Genomic DNA, 16,165 nt, shown 5'->3' with positions numbered 1-16,165 from the left:
ATTAGTTAGACGAATGTCTATGAGGTCTTTTTTCTTTTCTATACAGGTGCCTGCGCACCTGTGGGGGTTAGATAGCCGCCAGTGCACGCCAGCTCCGCGCTGGCGGCTTGGTGCGTTTTATTTTTGGGGAGGGTACACCTCAATAGATTCGGGCTTGGTTGGCATACAAAACATTACCAATAAGATGATGAAACCAAGAATAGGTATAAAGAGGAGCAGTTGCCACCAGCCAGAGCGGCCCATGTCGTGGAGGCGGCGGGCACCATAGGAAAGACTGGGAACAAGCATTACCAACGAAAACACTGTAGATAGTATGGCTGGGAATCCGATGACCACTTCAAGGATGGTCAGGCCGATGATGATCAAAAAGTAGATCAGCATGAACATCCAGAATTGCGTGCGTGTTGCACGACCACTGAAGTTGGCGAAATTGCTGAATGCTGCCGTGAAATGTTCCATATTTTATCCTTAATCTAAAGGTGCATTGCATCAAGTAGCTTGCCTGCTACATGGGGTTTGCAGGTCGCACGGTTTGTTGAAGCGATAATGTTATAGCTTTGATGTTTAAGAAAATAGGGGCTTTCTCCTTTTGCGCAAAGTGCAGGCAATGAGGACTGGTTTCGCTTTGTACCTGCGGAAAATTGTGCTGATTTCCCCAGGGCCGAGTTGAATATTGCGGGAGACCGGAATCAACTGATAGGCGTGCCCGAACGCACGCTGTTCGCGGATCCATTGGTGCACACACTCACGCAATAAGTAAAAATAAGCCAGCCTGTCATAATAGACAGGCTGGCTTATTTTTATGCAGTGTTGAAAAGTCAGAGATTGATGTCTCGGAGTTACCGGGAAATCGTTTTGCTCACAGAGGTTGACCAGTCACTTTCAAGGCCATTGGTATCTATGGTTTTGATTGCGAAGTACCAGGTGCCTTCCGTAAGGCCCGTAATCTGGTATTCCATTGCTTGGCCATCTTCAACCACTTTTTCGTTGGCTCTGTCTTCAACGTTCTGCTCTTGGCCGTACTTGACAATATACTTCTCAATTTCACCCATTGTCAGCGACACGCCATTTACTCGGGTTCCAGGTGCGGTCCAGCTCATTGTCGCAGAGCCAGTTACCACCACCGGTGGGGTTTCAGGCTCAGGAGTGGGCAGAGGTGTTGGCTCGGGAGTAGGCTCTGGCTCTGGAGTGGGTGCAGGTGTTGGCTCGGGCGTGGGCTCAGGCTCTGGAGTAGGTAGAGGTGTTGGCTCAGGCGTAGGCGCTGGTTCCGGAGTTGGCTGAGGTGCAGGTGTATTTCCGGTTGATATCAGAGTTTCCTCAAGGCCAGCCACCGCTGCGGTGATAACCCCACTGTGAACACCTGCAGTTCTCAGGTAGTCCTGTAAATAATCCGCTTGAAGCATACCTGCAAGCGTTAACAGCTCAACACTCAGGCCCAGATTGTTTCCCGCTTCAAGGGGCAAGTCACCATTGGGGTCAGCGGTTTCTCGGGCAGCGTTAAGCACATCGCCTAACGTGTTCCACTCTTGACCATCTGCAAGACTCAGAAAGGCAATATTCAATAGGGCCGTTTTCAAGTCCGACGCTTGAACGTTGTTCAAGTCGGGTGCTGCCAGATCGATGGGCTTTCTCCAAAGCGCGCCAGCGTCGAGGCCGTAACGGTCTTCCTGAAACCGGAGCAGCTCTGCAAACTTGGAAAAGCTGCGGCTCGTAGACTTAATGAACTTTTCAAATACTAGGGTTACCAGCGGTGTTAAAACCACGCTTTGGCTTGCATCAGCCGTATTCACGAGGGACTTAAGTTCCAAGTTGTTTCCCGGCCAAAACCACTCGCCAAAACCCACACTGACACCAGAGGGTGTATTACATGCTGGTTTGGCGTCGCAACGCATTAGGGTTTGCGTATCGGATTTTAGAACCACTTTTAACGGCTGAGAGGTATAAACCTCAGGCACTGAGATACGGAATGCGCCATTCTGGGTGGTTCTAGTGGTTTCGCCTATCTGCTCCCATCCATCATCTGTCCTGAAATCAGGCTTGAGGTACCAAATAGAGATCAGCCCTCCGTCAATTGCACCCTTCACCGCAAACCCCTCTACCCAAAAATTTCGATCCGTTGTTTCGACAGGGGGGAGATTAGTATCGGGTGCGCTGGAGTCTGGCGTGTTCGCCGATGTATCGGGAGCTTCAGCTGTAGAGGATGACGAGCCACCGCCGCCACAGGCTGTCAGTAGCGCGCTTAGCGCGATGGCAAGGTAGCTTAGCCGTGTGTTGGTTGGGAAGGGCATTATGCATCTCCGGAAAAAGTGGACAATGCAATCCTATCCGGCCAAGGTGTTAAATGGTGTAAAATATGGCGCTGTTTGGTTACTAAATGAGTCAATTTACCGTCGCTCGCGATGTATCAATGCGTTCGGCTACCGCGCTATGTCCTCTCAGGACTCAGCGCTAAGGCCGGGCCAGCGGTACCTGTTAGCCAAGCGCTCAAACTGAAATGCTCGCAAAACGTCAGACGTCAATTGCCAAGGCGCTCTTTCGTTCTTGAATTTCATAGTGTTTCCGTACACAAAAAGGCGATTTAGCGTACGTTGAGATAAAGAAATTTACAATTGAACTGAGGCGCTAGAATACTATTTTTTTATAAAGCGCCCAGCAGGTCTCTTTTTACCGATAGCTACCTGACTCGTTGTTGACCGTTCTGTCTGTATTACCGAATAGCCGCTATAATTCTTCTGCCTCGATCATTTGATCCGGCAGTGTAGTTCTAAGGGAGAGATGCGTTTGCTGTCGGGTGGTTGCCGTTTGACAAGTCGGTGCTTGGTCCTTGTGTGGTTGCTGCTGGCGACGGTCTCGGGCTGGAGCGCAGACCGTGTGCTGGCGCTGGACGAACGCATGGCTCAGCCATTGGACGGATTTATCTCCTTGCTGCGAGACACCAGTGGTGAGCTGACGTTCGAAGAGGTGCGCAGCGGAATCAAGCCTTTCGGCCCAGTCACGTCAGGTGATCTCCATCAGGGCTACACACCTGACGTGTTTTGGATGCGGATTGAAGTGGAATCCCATTCGAGCCAGCGTTTGGACCGAATCCTTGAGTTTACCTATGCCTATTTGGATGACATTCAGCTTTATCGGGTGAGCGCCAATGGCGCGGTTGAGCATATGCAGTCTGGGCGCAACCTAGCGCCGATGGATCGCGTGGTGGCCCATCGCAAGCCGGTATTCCCGATTTCGTTTGAGCCCGGAGAGCGGGCGACGCTGTACCTGCGGGTGAGTACCCATGCCAGCATGACGCTGAATGCTCGGCTGGCGCCGATCTTTGAGTTCTACGAGGACAGTGATCAGGAGTACGTATGGTTGGCTTTGTACTTCGGCATGCTGGTGGCGCTAGGAACCTATAATTTCCTGCTGTTTCTCGGAACCGGTCAGCGTTCTTTTCTGCTGTATTCGCTGTTTGTGCTCAGTTTTGGTATTGCCGCCTCTAGCATGAACGATCTGGGACCTTTGCTGCTTTGGCCAGGGCTGGTTGGTGAATGGGGAAACCGCATTCTGCCAACTGGGTACACCTTGGCTGCCACTCTGGCGGTGATGTTTGCCCGCAGCTTTCTGAATATGCGTCGGATTGCTCCACGCTGGGACCAAGCACTATTGATCATGGCGATCTGTTGGTGGTGCGGGACTCTGACGACATTAGTGGTTCCAGTACAGGGCGCCCTCAAAATAATGTCGGCGATGGGTGTGTTGACTACCGTATTTCTCATCATCAGTGGGATTAGCGCCGCACGCTATCGTATTCCTGCTGCCCGAATATATTTGGTGGCTTGGTTACTGCTATTGGTAGGAGCTGCACTACTGTCGGTCCGTAATCTGGGCTGGATACCATCCAACTTTTTCACCGTTTACGGCCTTCAAATCGGTTCCGCAATTGAAATGGTTTTGTTGTCCTTTGGTTTGGCGGCTCGATTTAACGAACTCAAACGTCAAAAGGAAGAGGCCCAGCGCCAGCTTGTGGTGTCGCTACAACTGCAGGAGCGCGAACTGGAAAACCGGGTTGTTCAGCGAACCTCAGAGTTGGAGGTTGCCAAGGCCGAACTGGAACTTCAGGTAGTGAAAGATCCACTCACCGGGCTCTACAACCGTTATGGTCTAATGACTCATCTGGAAGAATTCACACAGAGAGCGCAGCGCCGAGATGAGCTTCTAGCAGTGATCTTGGTCGATTTAGACGGCTTTAAACAAGTGAATGACCTATACGGCCATGAGGCCGGAGATCTATTGCTTCAAACCATAGCGCGTCGCCTGCAGAAGGAAGCCCGGGGCAGTGACCGTGTAGCCCGGATGGGAGGCGATGAATTTGTAGTGGTCACCGAGAACGTCGCCTCCGAAGCTAGTGCGCTGGAAATCGGCCGCCGGTTGCGCGAAGCGATTACCCAACCGGTGACTCTGCCGTCGGGAGAGGTGGTAAGCGTTGGTGCCAGCGTGGGAATTCGAATTGGTTGGGGAGGCGAGCTGACAAGTCGTGAGCTGATACGAGGTGCGGATGAAGCAATGTATCAGGTCAAAAAGGCGCGCAAGAATGATGTTTGCTTATTTACTTAGGGCCATGAACCGCTGACCGCCGCGGTCAGCGGGCTCTTTCAGCAGGATGAAGTGTTCGTTCAGCCGGGTCATTAGGGGGGGGATCTGGCAAGCTCTCAGTCACTAAGAGTGTAAACGTCCGGCAAACCCATCTTGAGCCTGGCTCCAAAGCCGTCAGGATAGTGTCCACTTATTCTTTAGTGGACACCTACTATGAGTAACTTAAGCGTAACCAAACCTACCGGCCGCGTCGTCGGCACGTCCCGGAATTCAAAGCCAGGCTGGTGGCCGAGTGTCAAAAGCCCGGAGCGTCCGTTTCTCGCATTGCTCTGGATAATGGTCTGAGTGCCAACATGCTCCGACGGTGGATCAATGAGGCACGACGCGCCGGCAATGGGTCATCAACAGCGCCCGTGTGCGTGCCGGTCAGGGTTCCTGCAGCAACGCCTCCAGTTGTGGAAAAGCATCGCGCCATCCGCATCGAGATTCCCCGCGCCGGTGGCCCGATTGTGGTGGAATGGCCGGCCGAGCAATCTGATCAGTGCGCGGCCTTTCTGCGCGAACTGTTGCCACGATCCACATTGACGAAATCTGGTTGGCCACAGAACCTTTGGATATGCATGCTGGGTCAGACACGGCGCAGTGGACAGCCTGATTAAAATGTTTGATCAAATCATCGCCAATAATCAGCATCATGGTAGTGACGGGCAAGCGGTGTTGGTGGCTGCTGACCATCACCACAAATTCTAGGCGCGCAGCATGAAACAGTAGATTCTTGCCTTCGCTAAAGACCACCCGAATCTGTTCTCGGGTGTAACTTGGGAAACTGGCCGTTGAGTCCATGGCACCTGCAGAGCCATAATTTTCTAACATTAATCTATACGGGTAGTCTGGAACATCTAGAATCACGGATAGACATCAAATGGGTTCATCAGGCAATTCAAACTCAGATAAGATGAACCCATTTATAAATATTTAAGCAGATCTACTTAACGGATTGGTGAGAGGTGTTGCTTATATAGTCTCCATTTAGAAGAGCGCCAGCATCAGGCGCGAACTCCTTCAGACCAAGAGAGCGCAACATGAAGTATGTAGTGCAACTGGCAGCAGTGACTGTTGGCAGATTCAGCTCACGTTCAATTGTGCTAATTGATGTGAGGGAGGGCATTTGAACGCAAGCAGACGCTACTATCGCATCTACGTTAGCTAAATTCAGCTTTTTTGCTAGTTCAGCCGGTGCATTCGGGTCGCGGCGGCCGACTTCTATATTATCAGGGATTTCTAACGCTATTGCGTCAACGACCTCTATCCCTTCGTTCTCTATATAATCAACAACAACCTTAGTCAACGGTTTCATGTAAGGAGTGATAATTGCAACTTTTTTAGCCTTGATTAAATTCAACCCATTGATTAAAGAGCCGGCACTCGTAATCACAGGGGCTTCAGCTCCATTTTCTCTTGTACGCCTTAACAAGCGCTCTTCGGATACTCTATGGTAGCCTTTTCCCATGCTCATAATAGCGACAAGACAGGCATAGCCCAATACATCAACGTGGGCATCCGAAAGCTCAAGCGCACAGCGATCTGAGTCTGAGTCCATTCGCGCAAGTTCTTCGGTATTGACTTGCTTCATACGCATGCGACTGGAATGGAAGCTGAACCGCTCCGGTGCCAAAGCTTCGCGGGCACGCAGCATTGCAGATACTTCTGATTCCATAGTTGTGTTGGAGCTTGGAACAATTTGTCCGATTCGATAGTTGCGCATTATTTATCCCCTATTAATTGAAGTTAGACTTTATGATCGAAGATGCTCATGATCCAGCGTGCAATGCCGAAGAGTTCTGCATCACGATGTTTATAGCCAATTATTTGAATTCCGAGCGGCATTCCATCGACCTCAAGTAAAGGAAGGCTGATCGCTGGAGCACCTAGGATTGAGGATGTAACCGCGAAAATGGGATCTCCAGTGTATTCTAGGCCCTTCGGCGCTGCACCTGTTGCCGAAAGAGTGATTAGTGCGGTAACACTATCTTTCAGGCGTTCATGCTGGCTCCGTATTTTTTCACGTTGTTGTAAAAGGTTGCGGTAGGTTTCATTCTCAATGCTTTTCCAACGTTCTAGGCGTTGTGCTATATTGCTACTAATAGCATTCGGCCCACGCCGTTGATAACTGGATAGAGGCCAACGAAACTCATATCCACATATATCGTTTGTAATATCCAAAGCAGGCTCTACTGAGGACTCAAAAGATTCGACATTAATATCGCAAAAGCGGTCAGTTATATTTACGCCCTTCTCTTCTATGCGCTTAACCAATCTTTCAAATAACTCCCTTACTTCGGGGCTGCATTTCTGCCAGCCAGCAGTTTCAATCCGAGCAAGCGCCTTTGGCTTTGTGCTCATCATGGGTTCATCGATACCGTAAAGCCCAGGGTGGCCAGGGTCTCCACCCGCAAAACGCGCAGCTTCAAATGACGCTATCCACGCATCTGTCAGAGATCCGGCATGCATGCCGAGAACCGACTGGCTGAGGTTAGAGTGGGCGCCGGAGCTATTGATCGCCCCAAAAGTTGGCTTGAAGCCAAAGTTGCCATTAAAGCTTGATGGACGAATCAATGAGCCGACAACTTGAGTGCCAATTGCCACGGGGACCATACCTGCTCCAACGGCAGCCCCTGAGCCACTAGATGACCCCCCTGGAGTCCGGGTTATATCTAAAGGGTTGCGCGTTGGCCCAGGGCTATAAAAACCGAACTCAGCAGTGACCGTTTTCCCGAGTATAATAGCGCCAGCTTCGCGTAAGCCTTGAACCACCGCGGCATCTCGATCGGTGCATTTTCCCTTAAATAAAGGACTACCGACTTCGGTTGGCAGATCTTCAGTCTCAAAAAGGTCTTTAACTCCTATGGGCATGCCGTCTACGAGTGAAAGCGGCTTTCCTGCTGCATACCTCATTGTTGATGCGTCAGCATCCGCTCGTGCACGGACTAAGTTCATTGAAACAAATGCCTGTACCTCTGCCTCGCGCTTGATTATGGTATTTATACAGCGCTCAAGGTACGCGCGGGGACTATCACTCCCTTCCAAAAACCTCGGGACGTGGTCGTAAAAGGTCAACATTTTATTTTCATTATTACGATTACTTTTGTTTTTCGTCAGTTCAGTATCCATTGAGAGCTCTCCTAGGATTCAAACCTATTTTTCGCGTTACTGGGCAAAAAATACAAAGCGTATAAGCGTATGATACGTTGAGATTTTATGGGTTTTGAGTATTAATGCACTGGATTTATTTGGCGCTATGATATTTCCTTTTTTTGCGTTGCAATGCCAATTTTAATATATGTTTTCGAATTTATACTTGCTGATATTTTACATCATCGAAGGAAGCCATAACGCAAGACTTGGAAACAGGGCCAGTATAATGATAGCAATAATTTGTAGAACAACGAATGGCATTGCTCCACGAATAATGTCATTGAGAGATACGGACGGTGCAATTCCTTTGATGACGTACAAGTTAAGTCCTACAGGTGGAGTTATAGCAGCTACTTCACAGCTAATGATTATAATGACTCCAAACCATATTGGGTCATACCCAAGAGATATCATGAGTGGTAGCAATATAGGTGTTGTTATTACTATAACTGATACTATATCAAGTACCATTCCGATAATGAGTAGAAAACATACTACTAAAATCAGAGTAGCCCAAGCAGGAAGAGAGAGCTCCGTCACTAAAATCACTAGTTGCTGAGGGATCATTAAACGAGTCAGTAGGTATCCAAATAGCAAGGCCGCAATCAATATGAGCATGATCATACCGCTGGTTACGGCTGTTGATCTGAATATTTCAAAAACCTTAGCAAAACTAAGTTCACGGTAAAAAATACCCGCAATAAAGAATGCACCGACGGCACCTAAACCTGCAGCTTCCGTAGGTGTCGTGATCCCGAAGTAAATGGTGCCCAGAACAATAAGTATCAGTAATACAGCTGACCAAATATCAGCAATGGCTCGGAAACGTTGAGACCAAAGAACGTCTCTGCTAACTCGGGGTGCGGCGTTTGGATTTATATTGCTTATAACGGATACATAAAGAACCATAAGTCCAGTAATTAATATTGCAGGTATTACGGCCGCAGTGAACAGTCTTCCAATCGATTGACCCGCTACCTCACCATATAGTACAAAGCCAATGCTGGGGGGGATTAACAGTGCTAGCGCTCCTGCCGCCGCAACTGTTCCAGAGGCAAGAGTTGGCGCATAGCCGCGTTTAAGCATCTCTGGTATTGCAAATCGTCCAATTGTCGCCGCACCAGCCACACTAACCCCACTCATTGCGCCAAATACCGCCGAACTGCCCACACTGGCAACAGCGAGGTTGCCCGGTAGGCGGTTGAGCCATAGTATGAATGCGTTAAATAGCTTTCCCCCAATACTAGTTCGAGCTATAACTTCCCCCATTAAAATAAATAGAGGAATTGATATTAGTGAGTATGAAGAAAGTCCACGATACAGAATGTCAGGTATGCCCCCTAATGCAGATATACCTCCATAGATAAAAATGCCTAGCATGCTTGCAACACCCAGAGAGGCAAAAATTGGTGTTCCTGCCACCATTAGGATCGCAAAGGAAATAACAACTAAATAAAAAATAAAAACAGGTTCCATATCACACCTCCTCGCCGGATTTGGTGGTAAGGCGTGCAATGGTAACTGTTGCTAATAAAAAACCACCAATTGGCATCGCGGCGTACGGTATCCACAAAGGCATTTCTAGTAAAGAGGTCGATCGGTATGATTTTTCGAAGCTCTCTATAACCTTATCGGTGCCTGCGAAAATCAACATTGTACAAAATGTTAATACAGCTAGTTCAGAAACTATACGAGCGGAAGATCCCCAGAAGCCAGGCAGTTTAAGGATGAAAAAATCAACGCTTACATGTCTATCTATTTTATGAATCCAACCGACGGCCCCCCATGTACAAGCAATTAGAAAGTATATGCTTATTTCTAGAGCGTAGATGCTAGGACTATTAAAGACATACCGAGAAGTTACAGAGTATGCTGTTATTATCATTAATATTAGCAATGATAGTTCAGAGGCAAATATTCCAGAATTACTAAGAAGGTTCGAAATTTTTGTGATATGATTTGTTTTTTTCTTCATAGTGTGACCATGAGCTAGACTAGTTAATTAGAAGTCGCCCCTGAGGGCGACTGTAGTGCAGCTTAGTGGCTTTTGGTTTTTTCGATGATATCGAAGTATTCTTCGCTTCTGTTCACTTTGCTTGACCATTCATCCACCGCAGGTGCTGTAAGTTCTTTCATCTTTGAGACTTCGGCGGGTGCAATTTTATTAACTTTAAGTCCATGAGATTTGTAAGTCGAGATAGCCTCATCTATGAATGAATCGACGCGAGCATATTGGTCATTGTCTCGGTTTTTTGCTGCACGGACAATGATCGCTTGAAGATCAGAAGGCAAACTCTCCCACTTTTCTTTATTTATGGCTAAAAGAGAAATGTCGATACTAAAAGTAGATAAGGAAACATAGTCAACAACTTCATAAAGGTTGCGGCCAATTCCTGTTAGGAGTGGGCGAACCGTTGCATCAATGACGCCGCGATCAAATGCTAAATATAGTTCGGAGGAAGACAGGCTGCCTGGAGCACCTCCAAGCAATTGGAATGCGCGAGCATCCCCAGATCCCGATGTTGCCCAAAGCTGTCCCTTAATGTCGTCGGCTTTTATGATTGGCTTTTTCTTGCTATAAAATTCGTAAGGATCCCAAGGGCCGACTCCAAGGATGACGGTGTTATGTTTTTCGCTTAGCTCCTGTCGAATGCCTAAGTCAAGTATCCCAGCATCAATCGAACGCCTGAGGTGAGCAGTGTCGTCATATAAAAATGGAAGTGTGAAAATATTAAGTGCTGGGACAGAGCCGCTCGGATAAACACCGGTCATATTAACGATATCGACATCACCACGTGAAACTGCAGACAACTCGCCGAAGCCATCGTAAAGCTGGCCTGAATGGAAGTAATTTATTTTTATTCGCCCATTACTTTCTGTTTCTACTTCATTGATGAACTGTTCGATAGGCTTGGAAACGTACTCGTAAGCAGGTGGGAGGTATGTCGAAAATGTAAGTTCGTGAGTTTTTTGAGCCAGTGCGCTATTGCTTGCTGTTAAGCTCGCAAAGAGACAGGTTGCTGCACAAATAACGTTAACTTTAATTTTTTTCATGTTTTTCCCTTTCTTGTTGACAGCTATTGTTTTCATTTTTTTTAAAAACTCAGGACTACTCTAGAAAGTCTTAAGGCTAAAGCTATGGAAAAAAATAACTTGCGTCCAATACGTTTTTTTATTACCTTCTATACCTAAAAGGTATGGATGGCTGCGTGTTGCCTTGTGACTGGACCTAGGGGGAAGTGGTTCATTAGGGGTGTCGCGACGCTAGGCGTGGTCTCTAAAGATGGTCTGGAAACTTAAAATCTAATACGCAATGGTTTGAACTATACTTTAGGGGAAATCTGTGGAGCTAAGGCACCTACGTTATTTTGTAATGCTTGCGGATGAGCTTAATTTTACTCGTGCGGCTCAACGTCTTTGTATCTCACAGCCTCCGTTAAGTCGGCAGATTCGTGCGCTGGAGGAAAACGTCGGTGTTCCTCTATTTATCCGGAATAATAAAAAGGTGGAGTTGACATCGGCAGGTAAGGAGTTTCTGACCGATGCACGCGCCATTTTGAGCCTCGCTCAAACTGCACTTGAGCGAGCTCGTAACTCCGGGATAGAGGCTGGGCAGGTAGACATTGGTTTATCCGGCTCACATTTGCAATCACCCTTGACCTCGATATTCGCGAACTACATGAAAAAAAATCCAAACGTATCGCTGTCAATGCACCAACTCCAGCCTTCAACTCAAATTGATGAACTCAGGAGTGGTCGCATTGACCTCAGCCTTTCAAGGACACCGGTAAACGACGACGATCTTAAAAGCACATTCCTGTGGCACGATATTTTGTTTGCCGCATTTCCAAGTGGGCATCCCATGGGTGGACGGGATAGCGTTTATTTAAACGACCTAAAGAACGAAAAGTTCGTCATGTTGCGCTTGGATTCTTCGGCTTATTCGCAACACATATACGATTGTTGTGTTCAGTCTGGTTTTACGCCTAAGGTCGTTCAGTGGGTTAACGAAATACCAGCGATCATTAGTCTGATTTCAGCTGGGCTAGGTGTAGGGTTAATTCCGCGCTCCTTGTGCCATACGACTACGGTCTTGTTAGATTTGGTGGCGTTAACAGGGGATGTGCCGAAATCATCGGTTTATGTTGTGCAACAGAAAAACAAAACGACTTCAGTGATAGAAGGTCTCGTTCATATGCTACGAAATTCAAGTTGAGTTTTCCCGTCTTTTGATTGCGCGCAAAGCGCCAAATGGTTTCAAAGCTTGTGCTCGCTCGTCGGCGAGTGTGGGTTTTTTCTTTGTAGGGGCATGGGTTTCGAGTAAGATAGCGGGTTGGCACGTAGTGGCCAACTAATCCCGGACAATATTTGAAGGTTTACCTCAGTTGCCATTGGTGAAATGCCACCGCTGGGCGCATGAGGCTGTTGGCGGTAATGCTTAAACCGGCGTAAATCACCACTCTCTGCGAGTATAATCATCGCCACGATAGGCCCGATGCCGGGAATGCTTCGCAGGTGGTGGTAGTCCTCTCGTTCGCTCAAAAACTGATCAGCTTTACCTTCAAGCTCGGTTCGCTGTAGGGTAAGATCGTAAAAGCGTTGTACTTGCAGCTTAAACGTTTCTACTGCGACGCTATTGGCATCCACTGGGATGCCTATGCTGTTGGAGGCAGCATCATACAGCCCGGTCAGCAGACGCGTTTTGGAGACCTTCCGACCTACAACCTCCCAGGCACGTTTGATGAACGTTTCTAGCTTGTAACGAGTGACTGATGCCGGTGTTGGATATTTCAGCATAAACCTGCAAAACCACTCTGATCGAGTTGAGTTGAAAAATCGTTCTATATCTGGGAAGTACAGGCTGACATAGTGATTAAACAGGCTATTCATAATACGGGTTCGAGCCATGGAGATTTGATGGTAGGTGTTTGACAACTCTTGAACATCCACCACACCTGACCTGAGCGGGTCATGAAATGGCTCCATGATGTTCTGTTCCATCAGATACAAAATGACTCGTGCATCTTTACGGTCATTTTTGTCCCAAGTCTGGTAATGCATTTCCCGCGCTCGATTGCTTACCAGTGACGAGACTAAAAAACACTGACAACCTGCCTCCGCTAGCCAATACGCAATGTTGCGATGATAATCCGCTGTTGGTTCGAAGCCGACTTTGACTTGGTCAGGACCAACACCGGTCCGAGCGAGTAATTGCTGATATCCTTCGTGCGAGTTGGCGACTTTGGTGTAAAACCGCTTTCCGCTGGGCATCAAAACGACAGCGTCATGGGATTTTTTAGCGATGTCCAAAGCCACAATCACGGTATCACTGTGTGTCTTATTTTGATCAGTCATTGTCGGACCTCATTTGCTGCTTGGTGGTAGCTAAATGAACCGAGAAATGACATGGATTTCCAGTCTTCTAGGCTAGTTATTTGTAACTGCGACTCGAAGTCAAAGGGGCTTCTTCCGCAGGTGCTATGGCCCAGAATACATCAGTGCTACCTTGGCCGCGTGGGCTAAGAGGCACGATATTACACTGGTCTTTATCCAGCCCGGCAACCCACAGCAGAATGCGTACATCGAGCGTTACAACCGCACCGTGCGTTATGACTGGCTGGCCCAATACCTGTTCCACTCAGTTGAAGAGGTTCAGGAATATGCAACACAGTGGCTATGGACCTACAATAATGAACGGCCCAACATGGCTCTCGGAGGCATTACCCCACAACAGAAATTGGCCATGGTGGCCTGAACTCTACTTTTGATGCCCTCTTATAATAGGGGGATTACCATTCCACTTCCCAAAGAACTTGGGCCATTGGAGCGCTTGAAAGGCTCGGTGAAACGCTATGATTAGCCTTTTAAGTCGGTCTGGGATGGATTAGAAGAAGGAACCTCGGCCGATATCCTGAAAGGCCTGAACCATTCCGGAGAGGAGTAAGTTTGGGAGTATTTTTTAGACGTTCTGACGACTGAGAGGTAGTGGCAAAACTGCTTCTATAGCATCTCAGGCACTTTTATGTACAACTTGTGAGAGCTGATGATAGATTTTTGTGCAAAAACGCCCTCACCGTAAGTTCTGTGCATGCGACCTTTAGACGTCTCGCAGAAGGAGGGCAAATATACTCCCGTTCCGTTTCGAAAATACCATTCTCCCGATAGGCGACATTCCCGAGCTCCACGATGATCTCCAAAGCGCCAGGAAAAAGTACCGCCTCCAGCGACAAGAAGTGTCATTGCATTACTGTTGGTATTGGTTGGACGGGGTGCTTGCTAACCATCCGAATAACTTGTGTTATTTTAATTGTTGGGGAAAGGCTATATAACTCGCTGAGTCAGCACTTCTTGTGCCCAAAGGGCTGATGTCCCGTTTCAGGGCAGGGATCATAATTCCAGAGAAAGCAAATAGCTGTTTAACATTTTGGACACAGCCAAGGCCCCGCTTGGGCACAGCCAAATAAAAAAGGCCCTACGCTTTCACGTAAGACCTTGAAAAATATGGCGCGCCCGACAGGATTCGAACCTGTGACCACCGCCTTCGGAGGGCGGTACTCTATCCAGCTGAGCTACGGGCGCATTCGAATGAGACGACTGAGCGTCAATTTCGAGTGCGCAATCTTACGTGTGCAAGCCTACGCTGTCCAGCCCCGGCGCGCTGGTCGGGGCAGCCTTTCGTCACGGAAATAGCGGGGCCGGGGTAATACTTGCCAGTGCGCCCTCATTGCTGAAAGACACTTCACCATCCTGAATAGTCACCTGAAAACTCATGTTGCGCTCAGCCAGTTTGGCAAGGGTTTCTGTGGATTCACTCGGCAATTCAACAATTCGCAGGTTACCGAAGCGGCTCAGTTTGCTCTGATTTTTCTCCAGCCATATGGGCACAGCACGTGAACCATAAGCGTACAGAATAACCTGACGCGCGCGGTTGCAGGCTTTGCGCAGGCGGTTTTCGTCGGGCAGGCCCAGTTCAATCCACAGTTCAATCTCGTCACTTAGGCTTTTTTTCCAAAGCTCCGGCTCGTCGTCTGTGCTTAGGCCCTTGGTGAACTCCAGATCTTCATGTGCATTTAGGGCGAACGCCAGTAGGCGAATCATCATGCGCTCGTCATTCTCTGACGGGTGTTGAGCTATGGTGAGCTGATGATCTGCATAATAGTGCCTGTCCATGTCGGCAATATTGAGCGTGGCTTTTAAGATGGTTGCTTTGAGCGCCATGGCCGTCCTGCATTGGTATCAAGGTATTGGTATGCGCTAGTGTAAAGCAATTCTTCAGAGGGTGAGCAGGGCGATATGTCGATGTTGCGCGGTTTTCTGATATTGGTTCTTTTTTTTCTGATTGGCGAAGCCCTGAGGCTGGTGTTTTTGATACCAGTTAGCGGTGGGGTGCTGGGCATGATTCTGATGACATTAACGCTAATGCTGCGGGGGAAAGTGAGCGATGCGCTGGCGTCGGCCAGCCAAGCGCTCATTTCCGTTCTAGTGTTGCTGATCATGCCCGGTGTCGTTGGGGTGTTCTTTATGGCTTCGCAGTTTTCGGGGCAATGGCTGGCGGTTTCAGCAGCCTTGTTGCTGGGCACCTTTCTTAGTGTTTTAACGACCTTGTTGTTGATGAAGCAGATGGTACGCTTGTCTGCGCGGAGCCGAGCAAATGACTGAACTAGCGGGTCGTTTTATGGCTATTCCTGATGTTCTGTCAGCTAGCCCAATATTCGCAATCGGGCTGACGCTGAGTGCATTTTTTGCCGGTAACTGGCTGTTTGCGCGCCTAGGCAAGCCCTTATGGATGCCGCCGGTGGTGCTCTCTGCCGTTATGCTAGCGGCAGTCATCGCGGTTTTGTCGTTGGACTATGTTCGTTATCAGGAAGGGGCGCTTTGGATTACTGTGTTGCTTGGTCCTGCCACCGTAGCTTTGGGGATTCCTCTGTATCAGCAAATTCACCACATTCGGGCCATGTGGAAGCCGATTGTGGTTACGCTGCCGCTGGCGGCAACCATGGCTGCTGTTTATGCGGTTGTGATCGCTTGGGCGATGGGGGCCACGCCGGAGGTGCTGGCATCCCTTGCGCCTAAATCTGTGACCGCCCCCATTGCTATCGGTATTACAGAGCAGTTGGGTGGGTCTGTGCCTTTAATGATGGGTGGGCTGTTGATTACGGGTGTTGTTGCGGCCCTATTTGTTGACCTGTTAGCGCAATGGCTCAAGATTGATGATGAGCGCATTGTTGGGTTTGCTCTGGGCCTCAATGGCCATGCCATAGGTACGGCCAGAGCCTTCGAGATTAGCCATACTGCAGGCGCCTTTGCCTCTTTGGGTATGGGGCTGACGGGTGTTTTTACAGCACTTATCTTGCCTCTGGTATTTCGTCTTTAAGAGGCGGGCGCAAGCCGCTAT

Annotated in this window: 13 protein-coding genes, 1 tRNA gene and 2 pseudogenes; 6 read left to right on the top strand and 10 right to left on the bottom strand. The window is 48.7% G+C overall.

The window, feature by feature from the left end; translation table 11 throughout:
- Positions 1 to 117: 117 nt before the first annotated feature.
- Together KO508_RS00970 and KO508_RS18760 are read right to left on the bottom strand one after the other, a co-directional pair.
- Entirely contained in the window at positions 118 to 459 is a 342-nt protein-coding gene (locus tag KO508_RS00970) for a DUF805 domain-containing protein (protein WP_216006486.1), read from the bottom strand.
- 380 nt (positions 460 to 839) lie between these two features.
- Entirely contained in the window at positions 840 to 2,288 is a 1,449-nt protein-coding gene (locus tag KO508_RS18760) for a fibronectin type III domain-containing protein (RefSeq protein ID WP_252737749.1), read from the bottom strand.
- A 538-nt stretch (positions 2,289 to 2,826) separates the two neighbouring features.
- On the opposite strand from KO508_RS18760, the gene KO508_RS00960 reads away from it, so the two are divergent.
- Together KO508_RS00960 and tnpA are read left to right on the top strand one after the other, a co-directional pair.
- Positions 2,827 to 4,596 carry a 7TM diverse intracellular signaling domain-containing protein gene (locus tag KO508_RS00960; protein ID WP_216006485.1) on the top strand — a complete coding sequence of 590 codons (1,770 nt, stop codon included), beginning with the start codon at positions 2,827 to 2,829 and terminating at the stop codon, positions 4,594 to 4,596.
- Positions 4,597 to 4,835: 239 nt separating this feature from the next.
- Positions 4,836 to 5,234, top strand: a pseudogene (gene tnpA / locus KO508_RS19105) (IS66-like element accessory protein TnpA); the annotation flags it as partial.
- 326 nt (positions 5,235 to 5,560) lie between these two features.
- Here tnpA and KO508_RS00950 read toward each other — a convergent pair.
- From KO508_RS00950 to KO508_RS00930, 5 genes are all read right to left on the bottom strand, one after another.
- The gene (locus KO508_RS00950; RefSeq protein ID WP_354668007.1) at positions 5,561 to 6,343 is read right to left on the bottom strand and encodes a maleate cis-trans isomerase family protein; all 783 of its coding nucleotides are present in this window, start codon (positions 6,341 to 6,343) and stop codon (positions 5,561 to 5,563) included.
- Positions 6,344 to 6,363: 20 nt separating this feature from the next.
- Positions 6,364 to 7,746: an amidase gene (locus KO508_RS00945; protein ID WP_216006483.1), complete on the bottom strand. Its 1,383-nt coding sequence runs from the start codon at positions 7,744 to 7,746 to the stop codon at positions 6,364 to 6,366.
- Positions 7,747 to 7,944: 198 nt separating this feature from the next.
- Positions 7,945 to 9,246, bottom strand: a complete 1,302-nt coding sequence (locus KO508_RS00940; RefSeq protein ID WP_216006482.1) for a TRAP transporter large permease — start codon at positions 9,244 to 9,246, stop codon at positions 7,945 to 7,947.
- 1 nt (position 9,247) lies between these two features.
- The gene (locus KO508_RS19005; protein ID WP_354668006.1) at positions 9,248 to 9,655 is read right to left on the bottom strand and encodes a TRAP transporter small permease; all 408 of its coding nucleotides are present in this window, start codon (positions 9,653 to 9,655) and stop codon (positions 9,248 to 9,250) included.
- A 152-nt stretch (positions 9,656 to 9,807) separates the two neighbouring features.
- Positions 9,808 to 10,824 (bottom strand): TRAP transporter substrate-binding protein, encoded by a 1,017-nt coding sequence (locus KO508_RS00930; RefSeq protein ID WP_216006480.1) that lies wholly within the window; start codon positions 10,822 to 10,824, stop codon positions 9,808 to 9,810.
- 289 nt (positions 10,825 to 11,113) lie between these two features.
- On the opposite strand from KO508_RS00930, the gene KO508_RS00925 reads away from it, so the two are divergent.
- Positions 11,114 to 11,986, top strand: coding sequence for a LysR substrate-binding domain-containing protein (locus tag KO508_RS00925; RefSeq protein ID WP_216006479.1), 873 nt, complete (start codon positions 11,114 to 11,116; stop codon positions 11,984 to 11,986).
- A gap of 41 nt (positions 11,987 to 12,027) precedes the next feature.
- Here KO508_RS00925 and KO508_RS00920 read toward each other — a convergent pair whose 3' ends face one another.
- On the bottom strand, positions 12,028 to 13,125 hold the full coding sequence (locus KO508_RS00920) for an IS110 family transposase (protein ID WP_216006478.1): 1,098 nt from the start codon (positions 13,123 to 13,125) through the stop codon (positions 12,028 to 12,030).
- A 127-nt stretch (positions 13,126 to 13,252) separates the two neighbouring features.
- Here KO508_RS00920 and KO508_RS00915 point away from each other — a divergent pair.
- A pseudogene (locus KO508_RS00915) lies at positions 13,253 to 13,525 on the top strand (transposase); the annotation flags it as partial.
- A 747-nt stretch (positions 13,526 to 14,272) separates the two neighbouring features.
- Here the strand turns inward: KO508_RS00915 and KO508_RS00910 are convergent.
- Positions 14,273 to 14,349 (bottom strand) — tRNA-Arg (locus tag KO508_RS00910).
- Between the two features lie 99 nt (positions 14,350 to 14,448).
- On the bottom strand, positions 14,449 to 14,988 hold the full coding sequence (locus tag KO508_RS00905; protein ID WP_216006477.1) for a YaeQ family protein: 540 nt from the start codon (positions 14,986 to 14,988) through the stop codon (positions 14,449 to 14,451).
- Positions 14,989 to 15,063: 75 nt separating this feature from the next.
- Here KO508_RS00905 and KO508_RS00900 point away from each other — a divergent pair, with 75 nt between their 5' ends.
- On the top strand, positions 15,064 to 15,429 hold the full coding sequence (locus KO508_RS00900) for a CidA/LrgA family protein (RefSeq protein WP_216006476.1): 366 nt from the start codon (positions 15,064 to 15,066) through the stop codon (positions 15,427 to 15,429).
- The gene (locus tag KO508_RS00895) at positions 15,422 to 16,144 is read left to right on the top strand and encodes an LrgB family protein (protein WP_216006475.1); all 723 of its coding nucleotides are present in this window, start codon (positions 15,422 to 15,424) and stop codon (positions 16,142 to 16,144) included. The genes KO508_RS00900 and KO508_RS00895 overlap by 8 nt, the downstream gene beginning before the upstream one ends.
- Positions 16,145 to 16,165 lie beyond the last annotated feature (21 nt).

It is taken from the genome of Marinobacter salexigens (assembly GCF_018860765.1).
Classification (GTDB): domain Bacteria; phylum Pseudomonadota; class Gammaproteobacteria; order Pseudomonadales; family Oleiphilaceae; genus Marinobacter; species Marinobacter salexigens_A.
The sequence above is the reverse complement of the archived record's forward strand: the minus strand, read 5'-3'. Positions and strand labels throughout refer to the sequence as shown.

Bases quoted from the DNA above. Each gene is read 5' to 3' on its own strand.
- KO508_RS00970 (WP_216006486.1), bottom strand. From the start codon at position 459: ATGGAACATTTCACGGCAGCATTCAGCAATTTCGCCAACTTCAGTGGT.
- KO508_RS00905 (WP_216006477.1), bottom strand. From the start codon at position 14,988: ATGGCGCTCAAAGCAACCATCTTAAAAGCCACGCTCAATATTGCCGAC.
- KO508_RS18760 (WP_252737749.1), bottom strand. From the start codon at position 2,288: ATGCCCTTCCCAACCAACACACGGCTAAGCTACCTTGCCATCGCGCTA.
- KO508_RS00945 (WP_216006483.1), bottom strand. From the start codon at position 7,746: ATGGATACTGAACTGACGAAAAACAAAAGTAATCGTAATAATGAAAAT.
- KO508_RS00900 (WP_216006476.1), top strand. From the start codon at position 15,064: ATGTCGATGTTGCGCGGTTTTCTGATATTGGTTCTTTTTTTTCTGATT.
- KO508_RS00930 (WP_216006480.1), bottom strand. From the start codon at position 10,824: ATGAAAAAAATTAAAGTTAACGTTATTTGTGCAGCAACCTGTCTCTTT.
- KO508_RS00940 (WP_216006482.1), bottom strand. From the start codon at position 9,246: ATGGAACCTGTTTTTATTTTTTATTTAGTTGTTATTTCCTTTGCGATC.
- KO508_RS00895 (WP_216006475.1), top strand. From the start codon at position 15,422: ATGACTGAACTAGCGGGTCGTTTTATGGCTATTCCTGATGTTCTGTCA.
- KO508_RS00920 (WP_216006478.1), bottom strand. From the start codon at position 13,125: ATGACTGATCAAAATAAGACACACAGTGATACCGTGATTGTGGCTTTG.
- KO508_RS19005 (WP_354668006.1), bottom strand. From the start codon at position 9,655: ATGATAATAACAGCATACTCTGTAACTTCTCGGTATGTCTTTAATAGT.